The sequence below is a fragment of the Gluconacetobacter asukensis genome (assembly GCF_014174375.1).
In the GTDB taxonomy this organism is placed as follows: Bacteria; Pseudomonadota; Alphaproteobacteria; order Acetobacterales; family Acetobacteraceae; genus Gluconacetobacter; species Gluconacetobacter asukensis.
Map to the genome: position 1 here is coordinate 223,740 of NZ_JABEQE010000004.1, position 13,538 is coordinate 237,277.

Consider the following 13,538-nt stretch of genomic DNA (forward strand, 5'->3'; position numbering starts at 1 on the left):
GATGGCGGTTCAGCAGGTGGCCTTTGCCGCGCAATCGTACCAGGCGCATTCGGTGGCGCTGGATGCGCAGCGTTGCGTCAATTTCTATGCAGAATATGCGCCGAAGGATGCCAAGACGCCGGTGCCGGTGTGGGGCTGCCCGGGCATGGTGGCGTTCGCGCGGTGCGGGGCCGGGCCGGTGTGGGGCATGTGCCTGATGGGCGGGGCGCTGTATGTGGTTTCGGGGCAGGCGCTGTATCGGGTGGATGCGGATGGGTCGAGCGTCGAATTGGGCGCGACCTGGGTGACGGGGCCGGTGTCGATGGATACCAATGGCACCGACCTGGTGTGGGTGGATGGGGAATCCGGCTGGTCCTATTCGGTGGCTGGCGGGGTGCAGCAGATCACGGATGAGAATTTCCAGCCGGCTGACAGCGTGGTGTATTTCGATACTTATTTCGTCTTCAACCGGGCCGGGACGCAGGAATTCTTTCTTTCGCCGCAGGAGGCGGTGACGCCGTTCGACGGGACGATGTTCGCTTCCAAGGAGGCGACGGCCGACCCTTTGCTGGCGATCGTGAATTCGCATGAGCAGCTTTATCTGTTCGGCGCGGCGCGGACGGAGGTTTGGTACGATGCCGGGAGTGCGGCGCCATCCTTTCCGTTCCAGCGGTTCGATGGGGCGTTTATCCAGCGGGGCATTGCGGGGCCGCACGCGCATTGCCTGGAGGATAATACGCTCTTTTTCCTGGGCGATGACGGGATGTTCTATCGCCTGTCGGGGTATCAGCCGCAGCGTGTTTCGACCCATGCGATCGAGGGGGCATGGCAGGCCTATGTGACGCGGGCGGATGCGCGGTGTTTCAGCTACACGCTGGAGGGGCATAAATTCGTCACCCTGCTGTTTCCGTCCGCGGCCGCGACCTGGGTGTATGATGTGGCGACCGGCCTGTGGCACGAGCGGGAATCCTGGACCGGCAGCGGAGCCGACAGTTCGATCGGTCGCTGGCGGGCCAATTGCGCGATCATGGCCCATGGCCGGGTGCTGGTGGGCGATTGCCTGAGCGGTGTGGTCGGGGTGCTGAATCCGCTGGTCTATACCGAGCTGGGGGCGACCATGCGCGGGTTGCTGGCCGCGCCGCCGGTGCAGGGGCTGCGCGGGCGCGTGTTCATGCGGCGGTTCGAGCTGGATGTGGAGACGGGGATCGGTCTGCCGGGCGTGCCTGCCGTGCGGAACGTGACCTATCAGCCGCAGGGGGTGGAACTGACGACGCCCACCGCGCTGACGCGGGCGACGGCGCCGGAGGGCATGGCGGTGGGAATGGCCAGTCTGCTGGTCAGCCTGTGGGTGGATCTGCCCGATGATGGCGCGCCGCGTGGGCTGGTGCTGGGCAGCGGGGAGGCGACGGGCAGCCGGCCGGGCTTCTTTATCGGCGTGGCCAATGACGACACGCTGGCCGGGGCGCAGATCGTGGTGCGGGCGACCGACATGCAGGGCGGGGAGATCGTGAGTGCGTCTTACGATTTTTCCGGTTGGGGGGCGGGGTGGGTGAATCTGCTGCTGTCGCTGTCGCCGGGGGAGCGGCAGGTGCAGCTTTATGCCGGAGGGGCGGCGCTGGTGCCGGCCTCGGTCGTCTGGTCGTCGGCGGCGCCGGTCGGCAATGTGGCGGGGCAGGGGTGGCGCGTTGCGCCCTGGAACGGGGTCGTCGAGGGGGCGGGGCTGCTGGCGGCGCCGCAGTTTGGCGGCCATACGGCGGGGTCGACCGCCGTTTATAACGGGTGGGCGAATACATCGTGCATGCCGGACCGGTCGGGGAACATGATTTCGCTGGGCAGCGGGGCGGTGAACGCGGTCTCGCCTTCCGGCGCAGTGGTGTGGACGCTGGTGAAGGCTGATGTGCAGGCCGACATCCTGACCATGGCGCCGGGACTGGACATGCTGAATTTTCGGCTGAATGCGGCCTCGGTGCTGCTGCTGGGGCAGTATCTGGTGGTGGGGGTGGATGACGGCGCGGTGTGGGAAGGGATTGCGCTGTATCAGGCCAATGGTGGGGCGGCGCCGGTCTTTCTGGGATTCGTCTATAACGCCATTGGCGGGCCGGGGCCGATCTATGGGGCCAATCAATGTTTCCTGGCCGGGTCTCAGACGATCGACGATCCGATCCTGTCCTATCAGGTTGATTATCCGGCGGTGCCGCGTGTGGTGCTGGTCTTTCCCAGTATTGCGCAGATCATCAGCGGGGCGGCGCGGTCGGGTGGGCTCAACGGGCTGTATCCCCAATTGGGCAGTGCGGTGGCGTGGGCCGCGTGCCGGGTGCCGGTGATCAAATGTGCCTATCCCGCGCAGCTGGGGACGCATCTGCTGCTCCAGTCCGGTTATAACGGCAATGTCGGGTTCTTTCTGCCGGACGGGCAGGGCGGGACCAACCATTATCTGTATTTCAGCCGGGGCGACATGGCGGCCAATGCGGTGGAAGGGGGGAATGCCAACCCGGAATTGCAGGCGGTGATAGGGCCGGCCTGGCCGCATGGGGCGATGGTGCGGATTGCCATGGGAGTTGTCAGCTACGATGCGCTGGCGGCGCAGTTTGCCGGCAATACCCTCACGGGGCTGAACGGGACATTGCCGATGTATACGATCGACAATGAAAACTGGATCGATGCTGCCGGTGCCGTGCAGATTCCGTTTGCGGACGAATATGCGTTCATTGCCGACGGGCAGAAGGGGGGGACGGATGTTTATGGCGGGCAGCCGGGGCTGACGCCGATCGGGGGGAGTGGCGACTGGCTGGTGTCGTTTCTGCTGGTGGGGCTGTCGGACAGTGCGGCCAACCGGGGCAACGCGAGCATGTGGGACACGGTCCGGGTGTTCCGGTATTCCGCCGGGCGGGCGACGCAGATCGGGGCGCCGGTTTCGGGCGAGGCTTATGCCGCCACCGACTGGGCGGGCTACACGATCGGGCCGTGGAGCGATGGCAATGCCGTGGCCTATGTGAGCGGGCCGGTGGTGACGATCTGCGGCAATATGAAGCAGACGGCGGTGGGGACGTATCCGGTGCCGGCCGGCACGCAGTATCAGACGCGTTTCGGCAGCCTGGCCTTTGCCACGGCGCGGATTGCCGATCTGTTCGTGGCGGCGCCTGAGGATTTTGTGGATCTGTCGGTGGCGGCGAACCGGGCGTTGTTTCTGAGCGATGCGGATGGGGCGCGCTATCTGGCGTCTGACGGGTCGGCGCCGCTGGGGGGGGCGCCGCCGGTTTTCCTGACCGTGGCGGCGGGGGCGCCGGTGGCGGCGTTTGCCGATAATGGCGGGGTGGGTGGCGGCTTTGCCGTGACGGGGGGGATTGTGCCGGCGGGATCGAATCCGGCGGGCAGTGCATTTGTGGAATCGGTTGATGATGCCGGCGACGATCCGCCCGGTGTGGACCCGCGGATCATGCTGGACTGGTCGGATGACGGGGCGCGGACCTGGAGCGCGCTGCGGCTATGGCGGTCGATGGGGCGGCAGGGGGCGTATCGGACGCGGCTGCGCTGGCAGAAGCTGGGGCAGGCGCGGCAGCGGGTGCTGCGGTTGCAGGTGACGGACCCGGTGCGGCGCAATCTGATCGGGTTCTATCTGGACACCGAAACGGGGATGGAGTGATGCCGGCGGCACCGCGCCAGACCCTGCCGGTGGGGGACTGGCCATTCGTCGACACCACGACCGGGCGGCTGACGCTGTCGGCCTATCAGTTTCTCGCGCGGCTGCAGGCCGGGTCCAGCGGGTCGATCCGCAATCTGTCGGTGATTGCCGGGGCGCTGGGCGTGCCGGTGGCAAGTATTGGTGCCAGCGGGCCGGCTTCGGTGATCCTGCCGGCGTCCTTTCCGCCGCCGGCACCCGTGCCGGCGGGGCGGGGGGAGCGGTTGCTGGCGTTGTTGGCGGCCGTGCCGCGCCCGGTTGCGCCGGGTTCGCGGATGTTGCCCGTGGCGCCGGCGCGGCCGGGGGATGTGGTGGTGCTGCATCATGGCGCGCGGGTGATGGACGGGTTCGGCGGGCCGGAGGGGCGTGTCGCCGGGTGGGTGGGCGATGTCTTCCTGCAACGCGATGGCGGGCCGGCGGGGGCGGTGTGGGCCAAGCAGTCGGGCGCCGGGACGGTGGCGGGCTGGGCGGTGCTGGGGCAGGGGGCTGGTGGGGGCGTGCTGCCGCTGGTCAACGGGAATATCGCGCCGGTCGGCATGCTGTCCGATCCGGCGGGGCAGACAATCGGGGTGCCGATCTGATGGGCAACAGCACGCTGATTACCGATTATCTCGGTTACGGCACGCTTGCCGCGCGGCCGGTGGCGCCGAACCTGCCGGCAGGGTGTCTTGGGGTCTATTACGCCACCGATACCGGGCAGATCCAGGTGTGGAACGGGGCGTGGCAGGATTGGGCGCCGTCCGCCATTTCGTTCTCGGGCAGTCTGGTGGCGGCGGGGAGCGGGCAGGGCACGGCGGCTGCCGTGTCGTCGGAAGTCAATCTGTTCACCAATGTGCCGGCCGGCACCGGAGCGGTGCTGGTGGCGGGGCTGGTAGGAACCTGGCGCAAGGTGCTGAACCGGGGCGGTTCCGCGCTGCTGGTCTATCCGCCCGTGGGGGGCGTGATCGATGCGCTGGCGGCGGGGGTGCCGGTTGCGATCGTGCCCGGTGGAGGCGCCACGTTCTGGCAGAACAGTGCAACGCAATGGTATTCGGAATGAAGAGAATCCTGTTGATGCTGGCCGGTGTGCTGGTGCTGGCGCCATATGCTGCGGGCCCGGCGCGGGCGCAAATGGTGGGGCCGGTCGGGCATGGTGAAATTCCCTCCTGTCCCGACAGCGGCGGCAACCATCTGAATTACGTGCCTGCGAGCGGAAGTTTTTCCTGCGGCACCACGGGCGTGCCCTGGATGGGGGCGATGGTGACCCTGTCGGCGGATGCGGCGATGGCGGCGACCGGCGGCAGTTTCGTGCAGATGAATGTGTGGAACAGCGAAGTTCTCGATACGTCGTCTTTCTGGTCGGCGGGTGTGCCGGGGCAGTTCACGATTCCGGCCGGGGTGAGCCGGGTGCGGGTTGCGCTGTCGGTTGCGCAGTCGGGTATCGGGTCCAACCAGTTCCTGGTGTATCGGAATGGGGTGCGGGTTGCCGGGTCGTTCCGGATCTCGGTGCCGGCGGGTTACAATAATGACGGGGTGACCGGTATGTCGGGCGTCATTCCTGTGGCACCGGGCGATGCGATCAGTGTTTCCTATGCCTCGGCAGCGGCTTTTACGTTGTCGGCCGATGTGAGTACCTGGTTCCAGATCGAGGCCGTTCAATAGAATCTGTCTGGAAATGAGGACGGAGCCCGCGTGAGGTGCATATCCGCGTCACGCTGTCTGGCCTCTTGACCGCGTTGCCCGTGGCGGCCCACCTTCTGCCCGTCGAGAGAAGATGAGGCGGGATGATGGATCTGATCGAAATTCTCAAGCATCGCTATACGGCCAAGGCCTATGATACCGGCCGCCGGCTGCCGGACGATGTCGTGGCGCAGTTGATGGCGGCGCTGCGTTTCAGCCCGTCCTCGGTCAATGCGCAGCCCTGGCACTTCATCGTGGCCGACGATGCGGCCGGCAAGGCGCGCGTGGCCACGGGGGCGGCGGGGCCGTTTGCCTATAATGCGCCGAAGATCCTCAATGCCTCGCATGTCGTGCTGCTGTGCGCGCGCACGACCCTGCCGCCGGCGCATTTGCAGGCGGTGCTGGACCAGGAGCAGGCGGACGGCCGCTTTGCCGGTGAGGAGGCCCGCGAGGGGCAGCGCAAGACCCGGGGCGGCTATGTGGCGCTGCACGAGGAGGCGGGCGATCTGCCGATGTGGACGCAGAAGCAGGCCTATATCGCGCTGGGCTTCCTGCTGTTGGCCGCCGGCGCGCTGGGGGTGGATGCGACGCCGATGGAGGGTTTCGATGCCGAGGCGCTGGATGCTGCGTTCTGCCTGACGGAGAAGGGGCTGGCGCCGGCGGTGATCGTGTCGCTGGGTTATCATGCCGAGAGTGATTTCAACGCGAAACTGCCGAAATCGCGGCTGGCGGACGATGTGGTGTTCTCGCGCGCCTGACGGCCGGTCCGGCCTTCGGGCGTCTCTGGATTATCTGTGCGGGAAGCGTTCATGACCACCCTGTCCGGCGCCGACGCGCGCGATGCCGATCTGGCGGCCCAGTATGAGGCCTATCCCTATCCCGAGCGCGACCCGCGCGATGAGGCGAAGCGGCTGCTGATCGGCAGCCCCAGCCATCTGCGGGAGATCGACTACTGGGTGTTTGGCGCCCGCCGGCCGGAGGCGGCCCCATTGCGGGCGCTGGTGGCCGGGTGCGGCACCGGGGATGGGGCGATCATGCTGGCCACGCATCTGGCGCGTGCCGGACGGGCGGGCGAGGTCGTGTGCGTCGATCGTTCGGCCCATGCGCTGGGGATTGCCCGGGCGCGGGCCGCGGCGCGGGGGCTGGGGAATATCCGCTTTGTCCAGGGCTCGCTGACTGCACTGGGTGAGCTGGATCTGGGGGCGTTCGATTATATCGATTGCTGTGGCGTGCTGCATCATCTGCCCGATCCGCTGGCGGCGCTGCGCGGGCTGGTGGGCCTGCTGGCGCCGGGCGGGGGGATGGGGCTGATGGTCTATGCCCTCTATGGGCGGACCGGCGTGTATATGGTGCAGGAGGCGCTGGAGATTCTGGCGCCGCATGACCAAAAGCCGGCGGAGCGGCTGGGCACCGCCAAGCGGGTGATGGCCGCGCTGCCGGCCACGGCGTGGCTGCGCCAGAACGGCAATTTCGGCGACCATCTGACCGGGGGTGATGCCGGGTTGTACGACCTGCTGCTGAACCCGCGCGACCGGGCCTATACGATTGCCGCTTTTCTCGACCTGCTCGACGCGGCGGGGCTGGAGCCGACGTGCCTGATGGAGCCTGCGCGCTATGACCCCGCGCTGTTCCTGCCCAATCCGCGCCTGCGGGCGCGCGTGGCGGAGCTGGGCTGGCGGGAGCGGGCCGTGGTGGCCGAGGCGCTGACGGGCAACATGGCCACCCATGTGGCCTATGTAGTGCGCAAGGGGGCGCGCGTGGCGCCGCCCGATTGCGGCGACGAAGACGCGGTGCCGGTGATGCGGGAAATCCCCGGCGCCGAGCTGGCGCGGCAGATCAGCCCCGATGGCATCCTGCCCTTTGCCTTCGGCACGCTGACCGTGCCGGTGCCGGTGCCGCCGCAGATGCGGACGATCCTGCCGCTGGTGGACGGCGCGCGCAGCGTGGGCGCGCTGGCCGGGCTGATGGCCGGGCGGGGGATGGAGCGGGCCCGGTTCCTCAAGGTCTGGCGCGAGGGGTTTACCGTGCTGGAAAGCCTGAACCGGTTGTTGCTGCGGGCTGCCGCGTAGGGCGTGTCAATCGTGGTCCTGGCCGCCGGAGGAGGATGGTGCCGGCCAGATGCCGCGCATGGGATAGAGGGTGCCCCCCTTGAAGCGCACGCTGCCGCCTTCGCTGAACAGGGCGACGCGATCGAATCGTTCGGATGGAAAGATTGTTTCCGTCATCACCGTCTGCCCGCTATCGGCGAAGAGTTCCATGGACGCCGCGTCCATCAGTAGCCGCAGGGTGATGGGCTGGTGCGTGGCGGTGCGTGGGGCGGTGTCGATCCGGGGGGCGAATTTGGGCGAGAAGGCCGGGTCGGCGGCCTTGCGCCGGTCGCTGAAATAGCGGCCGGTCGTGCCGTCATAGCCGACGCGGAGTTCTTCGCCGCGCGCATTGGAGAAGACGAGGCCGAAGCGGACAGGCCCGGTGGGGCGGTCGAAGTGCAGTTGCAGGTCCGACTGGCTGACGGTGGCGGGGGGGATATCCAGCTTCAGCGTGCCGTCGATCGTGTGGGCGGGCAGGGTTTGGGGGGCGCCGTGCAGGGTTGCGAGCTCCTGCACCGGCGCGGCGAAAAGCCGGTAGCCTGTTGCCAGCCTGTGCAGGGTGAGCGTGCGCGGTACGGTCATGGCGCCGCGCCATTGTTCGGTCGGAACCTGGCGCGCATAGTCCCAGTTCGCCATCCAGCCGATCGCGATGCGACGGCCGTCGGTCGCCGGCACGCCGGCCCAACTGATGACGGCGTAATTGTCCCGCCCCCAGTCGAGCCACATGGCCCCCTGTTTCCGCACGTCTGCCGCGAAGCGGGAATCGGGGGTGAAGTGTGTGCCGTCGAAATCGCCGACGAAATATTGCGCGCCGGAGCCGCCATTGGGGGCGCCGGCGTTGAGGCTCTGCAGTAGCACCCATTTCGTCTCGCCGCTTTCCGGCACGATCAGCGCGAACAGGTCGGGGCATTCCCACACGCCGCCATGGGCGCCGAGTCCCTGGCCGAACTGGCTGAGGGAGTGCCAGTTTTTCAGATCGGGTGAGCCGTAGAAGGCGGTGTGGTCGCCTTCTGCCAGGGTCATCACCCATTGGTGGGAGGCGGCGTGCCAGGCGACCTTGGGGTCGCGGAAATTCTTCTGGTCCCCGGGGTTGGGCAGGACGGGATTGCCTGCGTATTTGTGCCAGGTCCGGCCGCGATCCAGGCTGTAGGCCAGGTTCTGCTGTTCCGGCTGTGCCTTGCCGGCGGCCTGGAAGGCGCGATTATGCGCCGTGTAAAGCGCGACCATCGGCGGGATGCCGTTGGTGCCCAGGCCGCTGCTGTTGCTTTCATCGACGACAATGCTGCCCGACCAGGCTTCGCCGTCTTCGTCCGGGGCGAAGGCCACAGGCAGGTTTTGCCAATGCATCAGGTCGCGCGAGACCGCGTGGCCCCAATGCATCGGCCCCCACAGGCTGGCGCGGGGGTTGTGCTGGTAGAAGAGATGATACTCGCCGTCGAAATAGACCAGACCGTTCGGGTCGTTCATCCAGTGCGCGGGTGGCGAGAAATGGAATTGCGGGCGGTGGTTTTCGGCGTAGCTGGCCGTTGGGATGGCTTCCATGGTCGCTGGAAGGGCCGCATCATGCGCGCTGCCTTCCGACGGCCCCGGATGCGCTGCGGTGCAGGCACCGAGCAGCAGGCAGGCGAGGGAGGCGGGCAGGGACGCATGGGAACGGGTCATGGACTCCACTTTCTGTCAGTCGCGCGCAGGTCGGGCCGTTGCAGCGGCGCGGCGGAATGCTGATCATTTGTAAAAAGACGAGACAGATGCGAGAGATGTACCACTATTGATTACGATATTGTGATGAATATGGCGGTATAGGGAAATCATATGGGTTCCGGGGAAGAGGGCGTCTTTTTCAGGCTGGCGATGGTTTTCGGCGGGCAAAGTTGCGGCGGTATTCGCTGGGGCTGAGTTTGACGCGGCTGCGGAAATGGTGCCGCAGGGCGAAGACGCTGCCGAAACCGACGGCTTCGGCGATGTCTTCCATCGGGCGTGACGTTTCCTGCAGGAGCGTCTTGGCGGCTTCGACGCGTTCGGTGGCCAGCCATTCGCCGGCCGGCATGCCGGTGGCCGCGACGACGCGGCGTTCGAAGCTGCGGCGGCTCATCGCGGCTTCGTCGGCCAGGCGGGCGATGGGCCAGGATTGATGGAGTGCCTGGCGGACACGGTCGAGGACGGGGGCGATATCGGCTTCGGCGCGCAGGCTGACGGGGCGTTCGAGAAACTGCGCCTGGCCGCCGGTGCGATGCGCGGGCATGACGATGCGGCGGGCCACGGAATTGGCGGCCGCCGGCCCGTAATCCTGCCGGACGATTTCGATCAGCAGGTCGATGCCGGCGGCGCTGCCGGCGGAGGTGAAGATGCGGTCGGTCTCGCGATAGAGCGAGGTGCTGTCGACGCGGAGGGCGGGAAAGCGGCGTTGCAGGGCCTGGGCGTGGCGCCAGTGTGTGGTGACCGCCGCGCCGTCGAGCAGGCCGGTGGCGGCCAGCACGAAGGCGCCGGAACAGATCGACGCCAGGCGGGCCCCGCGCGCGTGGGCGCGGCGCAGCCGGGCCACGAGTGTGGGGGGGACCGGCGCCTCGGCGCCCTTCCAGCCGGGGATGACGATCAGGTCTGCCTGGTCCAGGAGTTCCGCTCCGTGGTCGGCGAGGATGCGGACGCCGCCATGGGCGCGCAGGGGGCCGTCCTCGATGGCGCAACTGGCGAAGCGGTACCAGTCCGGCCCCATTTCGGGACGGGGCAGGCCGAAGATTTCGGACACGATGCCGAATTCGAAGGTGCAGAGCCCGTCATAGAGCAGGGCGGCGACCAGCGGGCCGGTTGTGTTTGGCATGATCTGCATGATGATTGTCGTTTATGCCAATTGCAAGCGTGGCGTGGGGAAAGGATGCTGGCGGGGAGAAGCAGGGAGGCTTTCGATGGCAACGTCCGTCACCTTTGTTCCGCCCGCGCCGTCTGCCGAAGCCGTTGCGCATTTCTCGGCGCTGTTCGCGTTCGAGACCGATTGCTGGGATGTGCACGAGGCTTTGGCCGGGGAGGCCGATTTCGTGTTGCTTGATGTGCGGAGCCCGGATCTCTTCGCCAGGGGGCATGTGGGCGGGGCGATCAATCTGCCGCATGGGAAAATCACGGCTGTACGCATGGCAATGTGGCCTGACGAGACGGTTTTCATCGTTTACTGCGCGGGGCCGCATTGTAATGGCGCGGCGCGCGGGGCCCTGCGTCTGGCCCGGTTGGGGCGGCCGGTGAAGATCATGGCTGGTGGTGTGATGGGCTGGCTGGATGAGGGTTTTGCCCTTGAGGATGGTACCCATGCTTGAGATGCGCCCCGATTGCGGCTGTTGCGGCAGGGTGCTTCCGCAATCATCGGCCGAGGCGATGATCTGCTCTTTCGAGTGTACTTTCTGCGCGGCCTGCGCGTCGGAGGTGCTGGACCATCGGTGCCCGAATTGTGGCGGGGAGCTGGTCAGGAGGCCGATCCGCGATGTGTCGGCTTCGGCGTGACGTGCGGAATTCGTATCCTGACCAGTTTGCGACTGGGGCGATGACCCTGTATCAGTTCATCGGGAAGCGAACCGTGTCCGACGGCACCACGCGAACGGTTCTTGATCCTGCGTCGAACCCCGATAACAAGCGGTTGTGGTGATCGACGATCTGCTCGGCAGTCAGTGGGCCGAAATCGGCGGTTGTATGACCATCACTGAGTAACAACACGTCGAAGCCCAACGAAACGGCCCGCCGTGTGGTGGTATCGATGCAGAATTGGGTCATGCAGCCGCCGATTATCAGACGATCGACACCAAGCTCTGCCAGACGTTCGCTCAGGTCCGTGTCGTGGAACGAGTCGCAACTGCGCTTGTGGACGATGACCGTATCGTCGCGCGGTGCGATTTCGTCGCGGAACAGCCAGCCGGTCGTTCCGACCGCCAGACGATGCCCGGCGTTCCCGTCATGCTGAACGAGGATGACGGGAATTCCCGATGCTTCCGCTGCATGTTTCATCCGGCCCAATCGTGCCGCGACCGCATCGAGGCGGGCATCGATGGACGATTGCCGATCGGCATGGGCCAGCCCTGTGAGGATGGCCCGCTGGAGGTCGATGATGAGAAGGGCTGTTGTCATTGGCTGTCGATCCATAGTGCCATTCCTCTTGCATCTGGCAGGACATTCGAGAAACCGAATCGTTCGTAGAGCCGCCAGGCTTCGCCATTTGCCATCAGGCTTACATATGTTTCGGCAGGAATGGTGGATCGGATATGACGCATGATAGCGCCCACGATCGCAGACCCGATTCCGTGCCCGTGATGGGCAGGATCGACGGCGATATCGACGAAATGGATGAAGAGCGCGCCGTCGCCGATCATCCGTCCCATCCCCACGATGTCAGCATCGTACACGACATGCACCCCGTAGAGTGTATGGGGCAGGCCCATCTGGGCGGCGCGCAGGCTGCGCGGTGTCAGACCGCTTATTCTGCGCAGACGGCAATAGGTTTCTGCGTCGGGAACGCCTGCGCGGAAGGCGTATCCCTCAGGTAAGGGATAATGGTCCTGGAGACCGGGAGACATGATGGCTGTTTCCTCCTGGGAAGCCTCCATCGTCAGCCTGACTGGTCGTTTCTGGTAAAATGACTCAACACAAGCCGACTGATGCGGCTTGAGTCATGAAAAGAGACCCTATGCCGCTCCGCGAACGGAGCGCCACCAGGCATGTGAAGCTGTATTTTCTGTGTGGGTCATGGATTCATGCGTGCCATATTAAAGCCTCTTGCGCAATGGGAAGATGTCCGCTTGTGGTGAGCGGACATCGCGAAGTGGAGCGCCTCTTTCCCGCGCCGGCATTGTGTATTCGCAGACTTGTCCGGGCATGATTCGGTGTGCTCAGGCGGGCTCTGCTGCCTGTTCGGCCCAGATGGGGAACGGGTCGGGCAGGTTGGCGTGGCGGTGGGGGAGGAAGCTGCCCCCTGTTTCCTCGTCGGGTTCGGGGGCGAGGCAGGCGTCCAGGGCGGCGCGGATGGCGGGTTGGTCCATGGTTGTGCCGATGAAGACCAGTTCCTGCCTGCGGTCGCCGTATGTGTCGTTCCAGTTGTGGGCGAGTGTGCGGCGCCATTCCTCGTCCTGGGGCCAGTGTTGATGGGGGATCGCGGCCCACCAGCGTCCGGCGGCCTGGTGGCGGGCGAGGGCGCCGGCGATGCTGAGTTCGCCCACCCAGTCGGGGCGGGTGGCGAGCCAGAAATAGCCCTTGGCGCGGACCAGGCCCGGCCAGCCCTGTTCGATGAAGCGGGCGAACGCCGCCGGCACGAAGGGGCGCCGCGCGCGGTAGACGAAGCTGCCGATGCCGTATTCCTCGGTTTCGGGAACGTGGTCGGTGTGGCCGTGAAGTTCCTTGAACCAGAGCGGGTGCGTATGGGCGCGTTCATAGTCGAAGCGGCCGGTGTTCAGCACGCGTGCGAGGTCGACCCGGCTGTGGTCGGTTTCGATCAGGTCGGCGTCGGGGTTCAGCGCGCGGATGATCTGGCGGGCGGCGTCGCGCTGCGCCGGGGTGGCGCTGCCGGTCTTGTTCAGGACCACCACATCGGCGAATTCGATCTGTTCGACCAGCAGGTCGACCAGCGCGCGGTCGTCGCCGTCGCCCGCGACCTCGCCCCGGTCGCGCAGGAAATCGGCCGATCCGTAATCGTTCAGCAGGTTGGCGGCATCGACCACCGTGACCATCGTGTCCAGCCGGGCAAGGTCGCTGAGGCTGTTGCCCCGTTCGTCGCGGAATTCGAAGGTTGCGGCTACGGGCAGGGGTTCGGCGATGCCGGTGGATTCGATCAGCAGGTAATCGAAGCGGCCTTCGCGCGCCAGGCGGCCGACCTCGTGCAGCAGGTCGTCGCGCAGGGTGCAGCAGATGCAGCCATTGCTCATCTCGACCAGTTTTTCGTCGGTGCGCGACAGGTCGCCGCCGCCGTTGCGGACCAGGTCGGCGTCGATGTTCACCTCGCTCATGTCGTTGACGATGACCGCGACCTTGCGGCCCTCGCGATTGTTGAGGATGTGGTTGAGCAGCGTGGTCTTGCCGGCGCCCAGAAAGCCGGACAGCACGGTGACGGGAAGGCGGGTGTCCATGACGCGATGCTCCGTGGCGGTTGCGTTTCCGGCCTCTAG

General features: G+C 66.4%; 13 protein-coding genes. 8 read left to right on the forward strand and 5 right to left on the reverse strand.

Annotated elements, in window-relative coordinates; all coding sequences use genetic code 11:
- Nucleotide 1: 1 nt before the first annotated feature.
- From HLH35_RS06790 to HLH35_RS06815, 6 genes are all read left to right on the forward strand, one after another.
- Nucleotides 2–3,622: a packaged DNA stabilization protein gene (locus HLH35_RS06790; RefSeq protein ID WP_182978415.1), complete on the forward strand. Its 3,621-nt coding sequence runs from the start codon at nt 2–4 to the stop codon at nt 3,620–3,622.
- Entirely contained in the window at nt 3,622–4,239 is a 618-nt protein-coding gene (locus HLH35_RS06795; protein WP_182978416.1) for a hypothetical protein, read from the forward strand. The genes HLH35_RS06790 and HLH35_RS06795 overlap by 1 nt, the downstream gene beginning before the upstream one ends.
- Nucleotides 4,239–4,697 (forward strand): hypothetical protein, encoded by a 459-nt coding sequence (locus HLH35_RS06800; protein WP_182978417.1) that lies wholly within the window; start codon nt 4,239–4,241, stop codon nt 4,695–4,697. The genes HLH35_RS06795 and HLH35_RS06800 overlap by 1 nt, the downstream gene beginning before the upstream one ends.
- Nucleotides 4,694–5,299, forward strand: coding sequence for a hypothetical protein (locus HLH35_RS06805; protein WP_182978418.1), 606 nt, complete (start codon nt 4,694–4,696; stop codon nt 5,297–5,299). Before HLH35_RS06800 ends, HLH35_RS06805 begins: the two co-directional genes overlap by 4 nt.
- Before the next feature lie 122 nt (nt 5,300–5,421).
- Nucleotides 5,422–6,075, forward strand: coding sequence for an oxygen-insensitive NAD(P)H nitroreductase (gene nfsB / locus HLH35_RS06810; protein WP_246384900.1), 654 nt, complete (start codon nt 5,422–5,424; stop codon nt 6,073–6,075).
- A gap of 51 nt (nt 6,076–6,126) precedes the next feature.
- The gene (locus HLH35_RS06815) at nt 6,127–7,386 is read left to right on the forward strand and encodes a class I SAM-dependent methyltransferase (protein WP_182978419.1); all 1,260 of its coding nucleotides are present in this window, start codon (nt 6,127–6,129) and stop codon (nt 7,384–7,386) included.
- Between the two features lie 6 nt (nt 7,387–7,392).
- Here the strand turns inward: HLH35_RS06815 and HLH35_RS06820 are convergent, their stop codons facing one another.
- On the reverse strand, nt 7,393–9,066 hold the full coding sequence (locus HLH35_RS06820) for a glycoside hydrolase family 32 protein (protein ID WP_182978420.1): 1,674 nt from the start codon (nt 9,064–9,066) through the stop codon (nt 7,393–7,395).
- 178 nt (nt 9,067–9,244) lie between these two features.
- A complete protein-coding gene (ftrA, locus tag HLH35_RS06825) occupies nt 9,245–10,231 on the reverse strand; it encodes a transcriptional regulator FtrA (protein ID WP_246384901.1) in 987 nt (328 codons plus the stop codon).
- A 76-nt stretch (nt 10,232–10,307) separates the two neighbouring features.
- On the opposite strand from ftrA, the gene HLH35_RS06830 reads away from it, so the two are divergent.
- Together HLH35_RS06830 and HLH35_RS06835 are read left to right on the forward strand one after the other, a co-directional pair.
- Nucleotides 10,308–10,709, forward strand: a complete 402-nt coding sequence (locus tag HLH35_RS06830) for a rhodanese-like domain-containing protein (protein ID WP_182978421.1) — start codon at nt 10,308–10,310, stop codon at nt 10,707–10,709.
- A gap of 1 nt (nt 10,710) precedes the next feature.
- Entirely contained in the window at nt 10,711–10,893 is a 183-nt protein-coding gene (locus HLH35_RS06835; RefSeq protein ID WP_246384923.1) for a DUF1272 domain-containing protein, read from the forward strand.
- 51 nt (nt 10,894–10,944) lie between these two features.
- On the opposite strand, the gene HLH35_RS06840 is transcribed toward HLH35_RS06835, so the two are convergent.
- From HLH35_RS06840 to zigA, 3 genes are all read right to left on the reverse strand, one after another.
- Nucleotides 10,945–11,511, reverse strand: a complete 567-nt coding sequence (locus HLH35_RS06840; protein ID WP_182978423.1) for an isochorismatase family protein — start codon at nt 11,509–11,511, stop codon at nt 10,945–10,947.
- Nucleotides 11,508–11,957 (reverse strand): GNAT family N-acetyltransferase, encoded by a 450-nt coding sequence (locus tag HLH35_RS06845; protein ID WP_182978424.1) that lies wholly within the window; start codon nt 11,955–11,957, stop codon nt 11,508–11,510. Before HLH35_RS06845 ends, HLH35_RS06840 begins: the two co-directional genes overlap by 4 nt.
- A 312-nt stretch (nt 11,958–12,269) precedes the next feature.
- A complete protein-coding gene (gene zigA / locus HLH35_RS06850) occupies nt 12,270–13,499 on the reverse strand; it encodes a zinc metallochaperone GTPase ZigA (RefSeq protein ID WP_182978425.1) in 1,230 nt (409 codons plus the stop codon).
- Nucleotides 13,500–13,538 lie beyond the last annotated feature (39 nt).

Bases quoted from the DNA above. Each gene is read 5' to 3' on its own strand.
- HLH35_RS06790 (WP_182978415.1), top strand. From the start codon at position 2: ATGGCGGTTCAGCAGGTGGCCTTTGCCGCGCAATCGTACCAGGCGCAT.
- HLH35_RS06795 (WP_182978416.1), top strand. From the start codon at position 3,622: ATGCCGGCGGCACCGCGCCAGACCCTGCCGGTGGGGGACTGGCCATTC.
- HLH35_RS06800 (WP_182978417.1), top strand. From the start codon at position 4,239: ATGGGCAACAGCACGCTGATTACCGATTATCTCGGTTACGGCACGCTT.
- HLH35_RS06805 (WP_182978418.1), top strand. From the start codon at position 4,694: ATGAAGAGAATCCTGTTGATGCTGGCCGGTGTGCTGGTGCTGGCGCCA.
- nfsB (WP_246384900.1), top strand. From the start codon at position 5,422: ATGATGGATCTGATCGAAATTCTCAAGCATCGCTATACGGCCAAGGCC.
- HLH35_RS06815 (WP_182978419.1), top strand. From the start codon at position 6,127: ATGACCACCCTGTCCGGCGCCGACGCGCGCGATGCCGATCTGGCGGCC.
- HLH35_RS06820 (WP_182978420.1), bottom strand. From the start codon at position 9,066: ATGACCCGTTCCCATGCGTCCCTGCCCGCCTCCCTCGCCTGCCTGCTG.
- ftrA (WP_246384901.1), bottom strand. From the start codon at position 10,231: ATGCAGATCATGCCAAACACAACCGGCCCGCTGGTCGCCGCCCTGCTC.
- HLH35_RS06830 (WP_182978421.1), top strand. From the start codon at position 10,308: ATGGCAACGTCCGTCACCTTTGTTCCGCCCGCGCCGTCTGCCGAAGCC.
- HLH35_RS06835 (WP_246384923.1), top strand. From the start codon at position 10,711: ATGCGCCCCGATTGCGGCTGTTGCGGCAGGGTGCTTCCGCAATCATCG.
- HLH35_RS06840 (WP_182978423.1), bottom strand. From the start codon at position 11,511: ATGACAACAGCCCTTCTCATCATCGACCTCCAGCGGGCCATCCTCACA.
- HLH35_RS06845 (WP_182978424.1), bottom strand. From the start codon at position 11,957: ATGTCTCCCGGTCTCCAGGACCATTATCCCTTACCTGAGGGATACGCC.
- zigA (WP_182978425.1), bottom strand. From the start codon at position 13,499: ATGGACACCCGCCTTCCCGTCACCGTGCTGTCCGGCTTTCTGGGCGCC.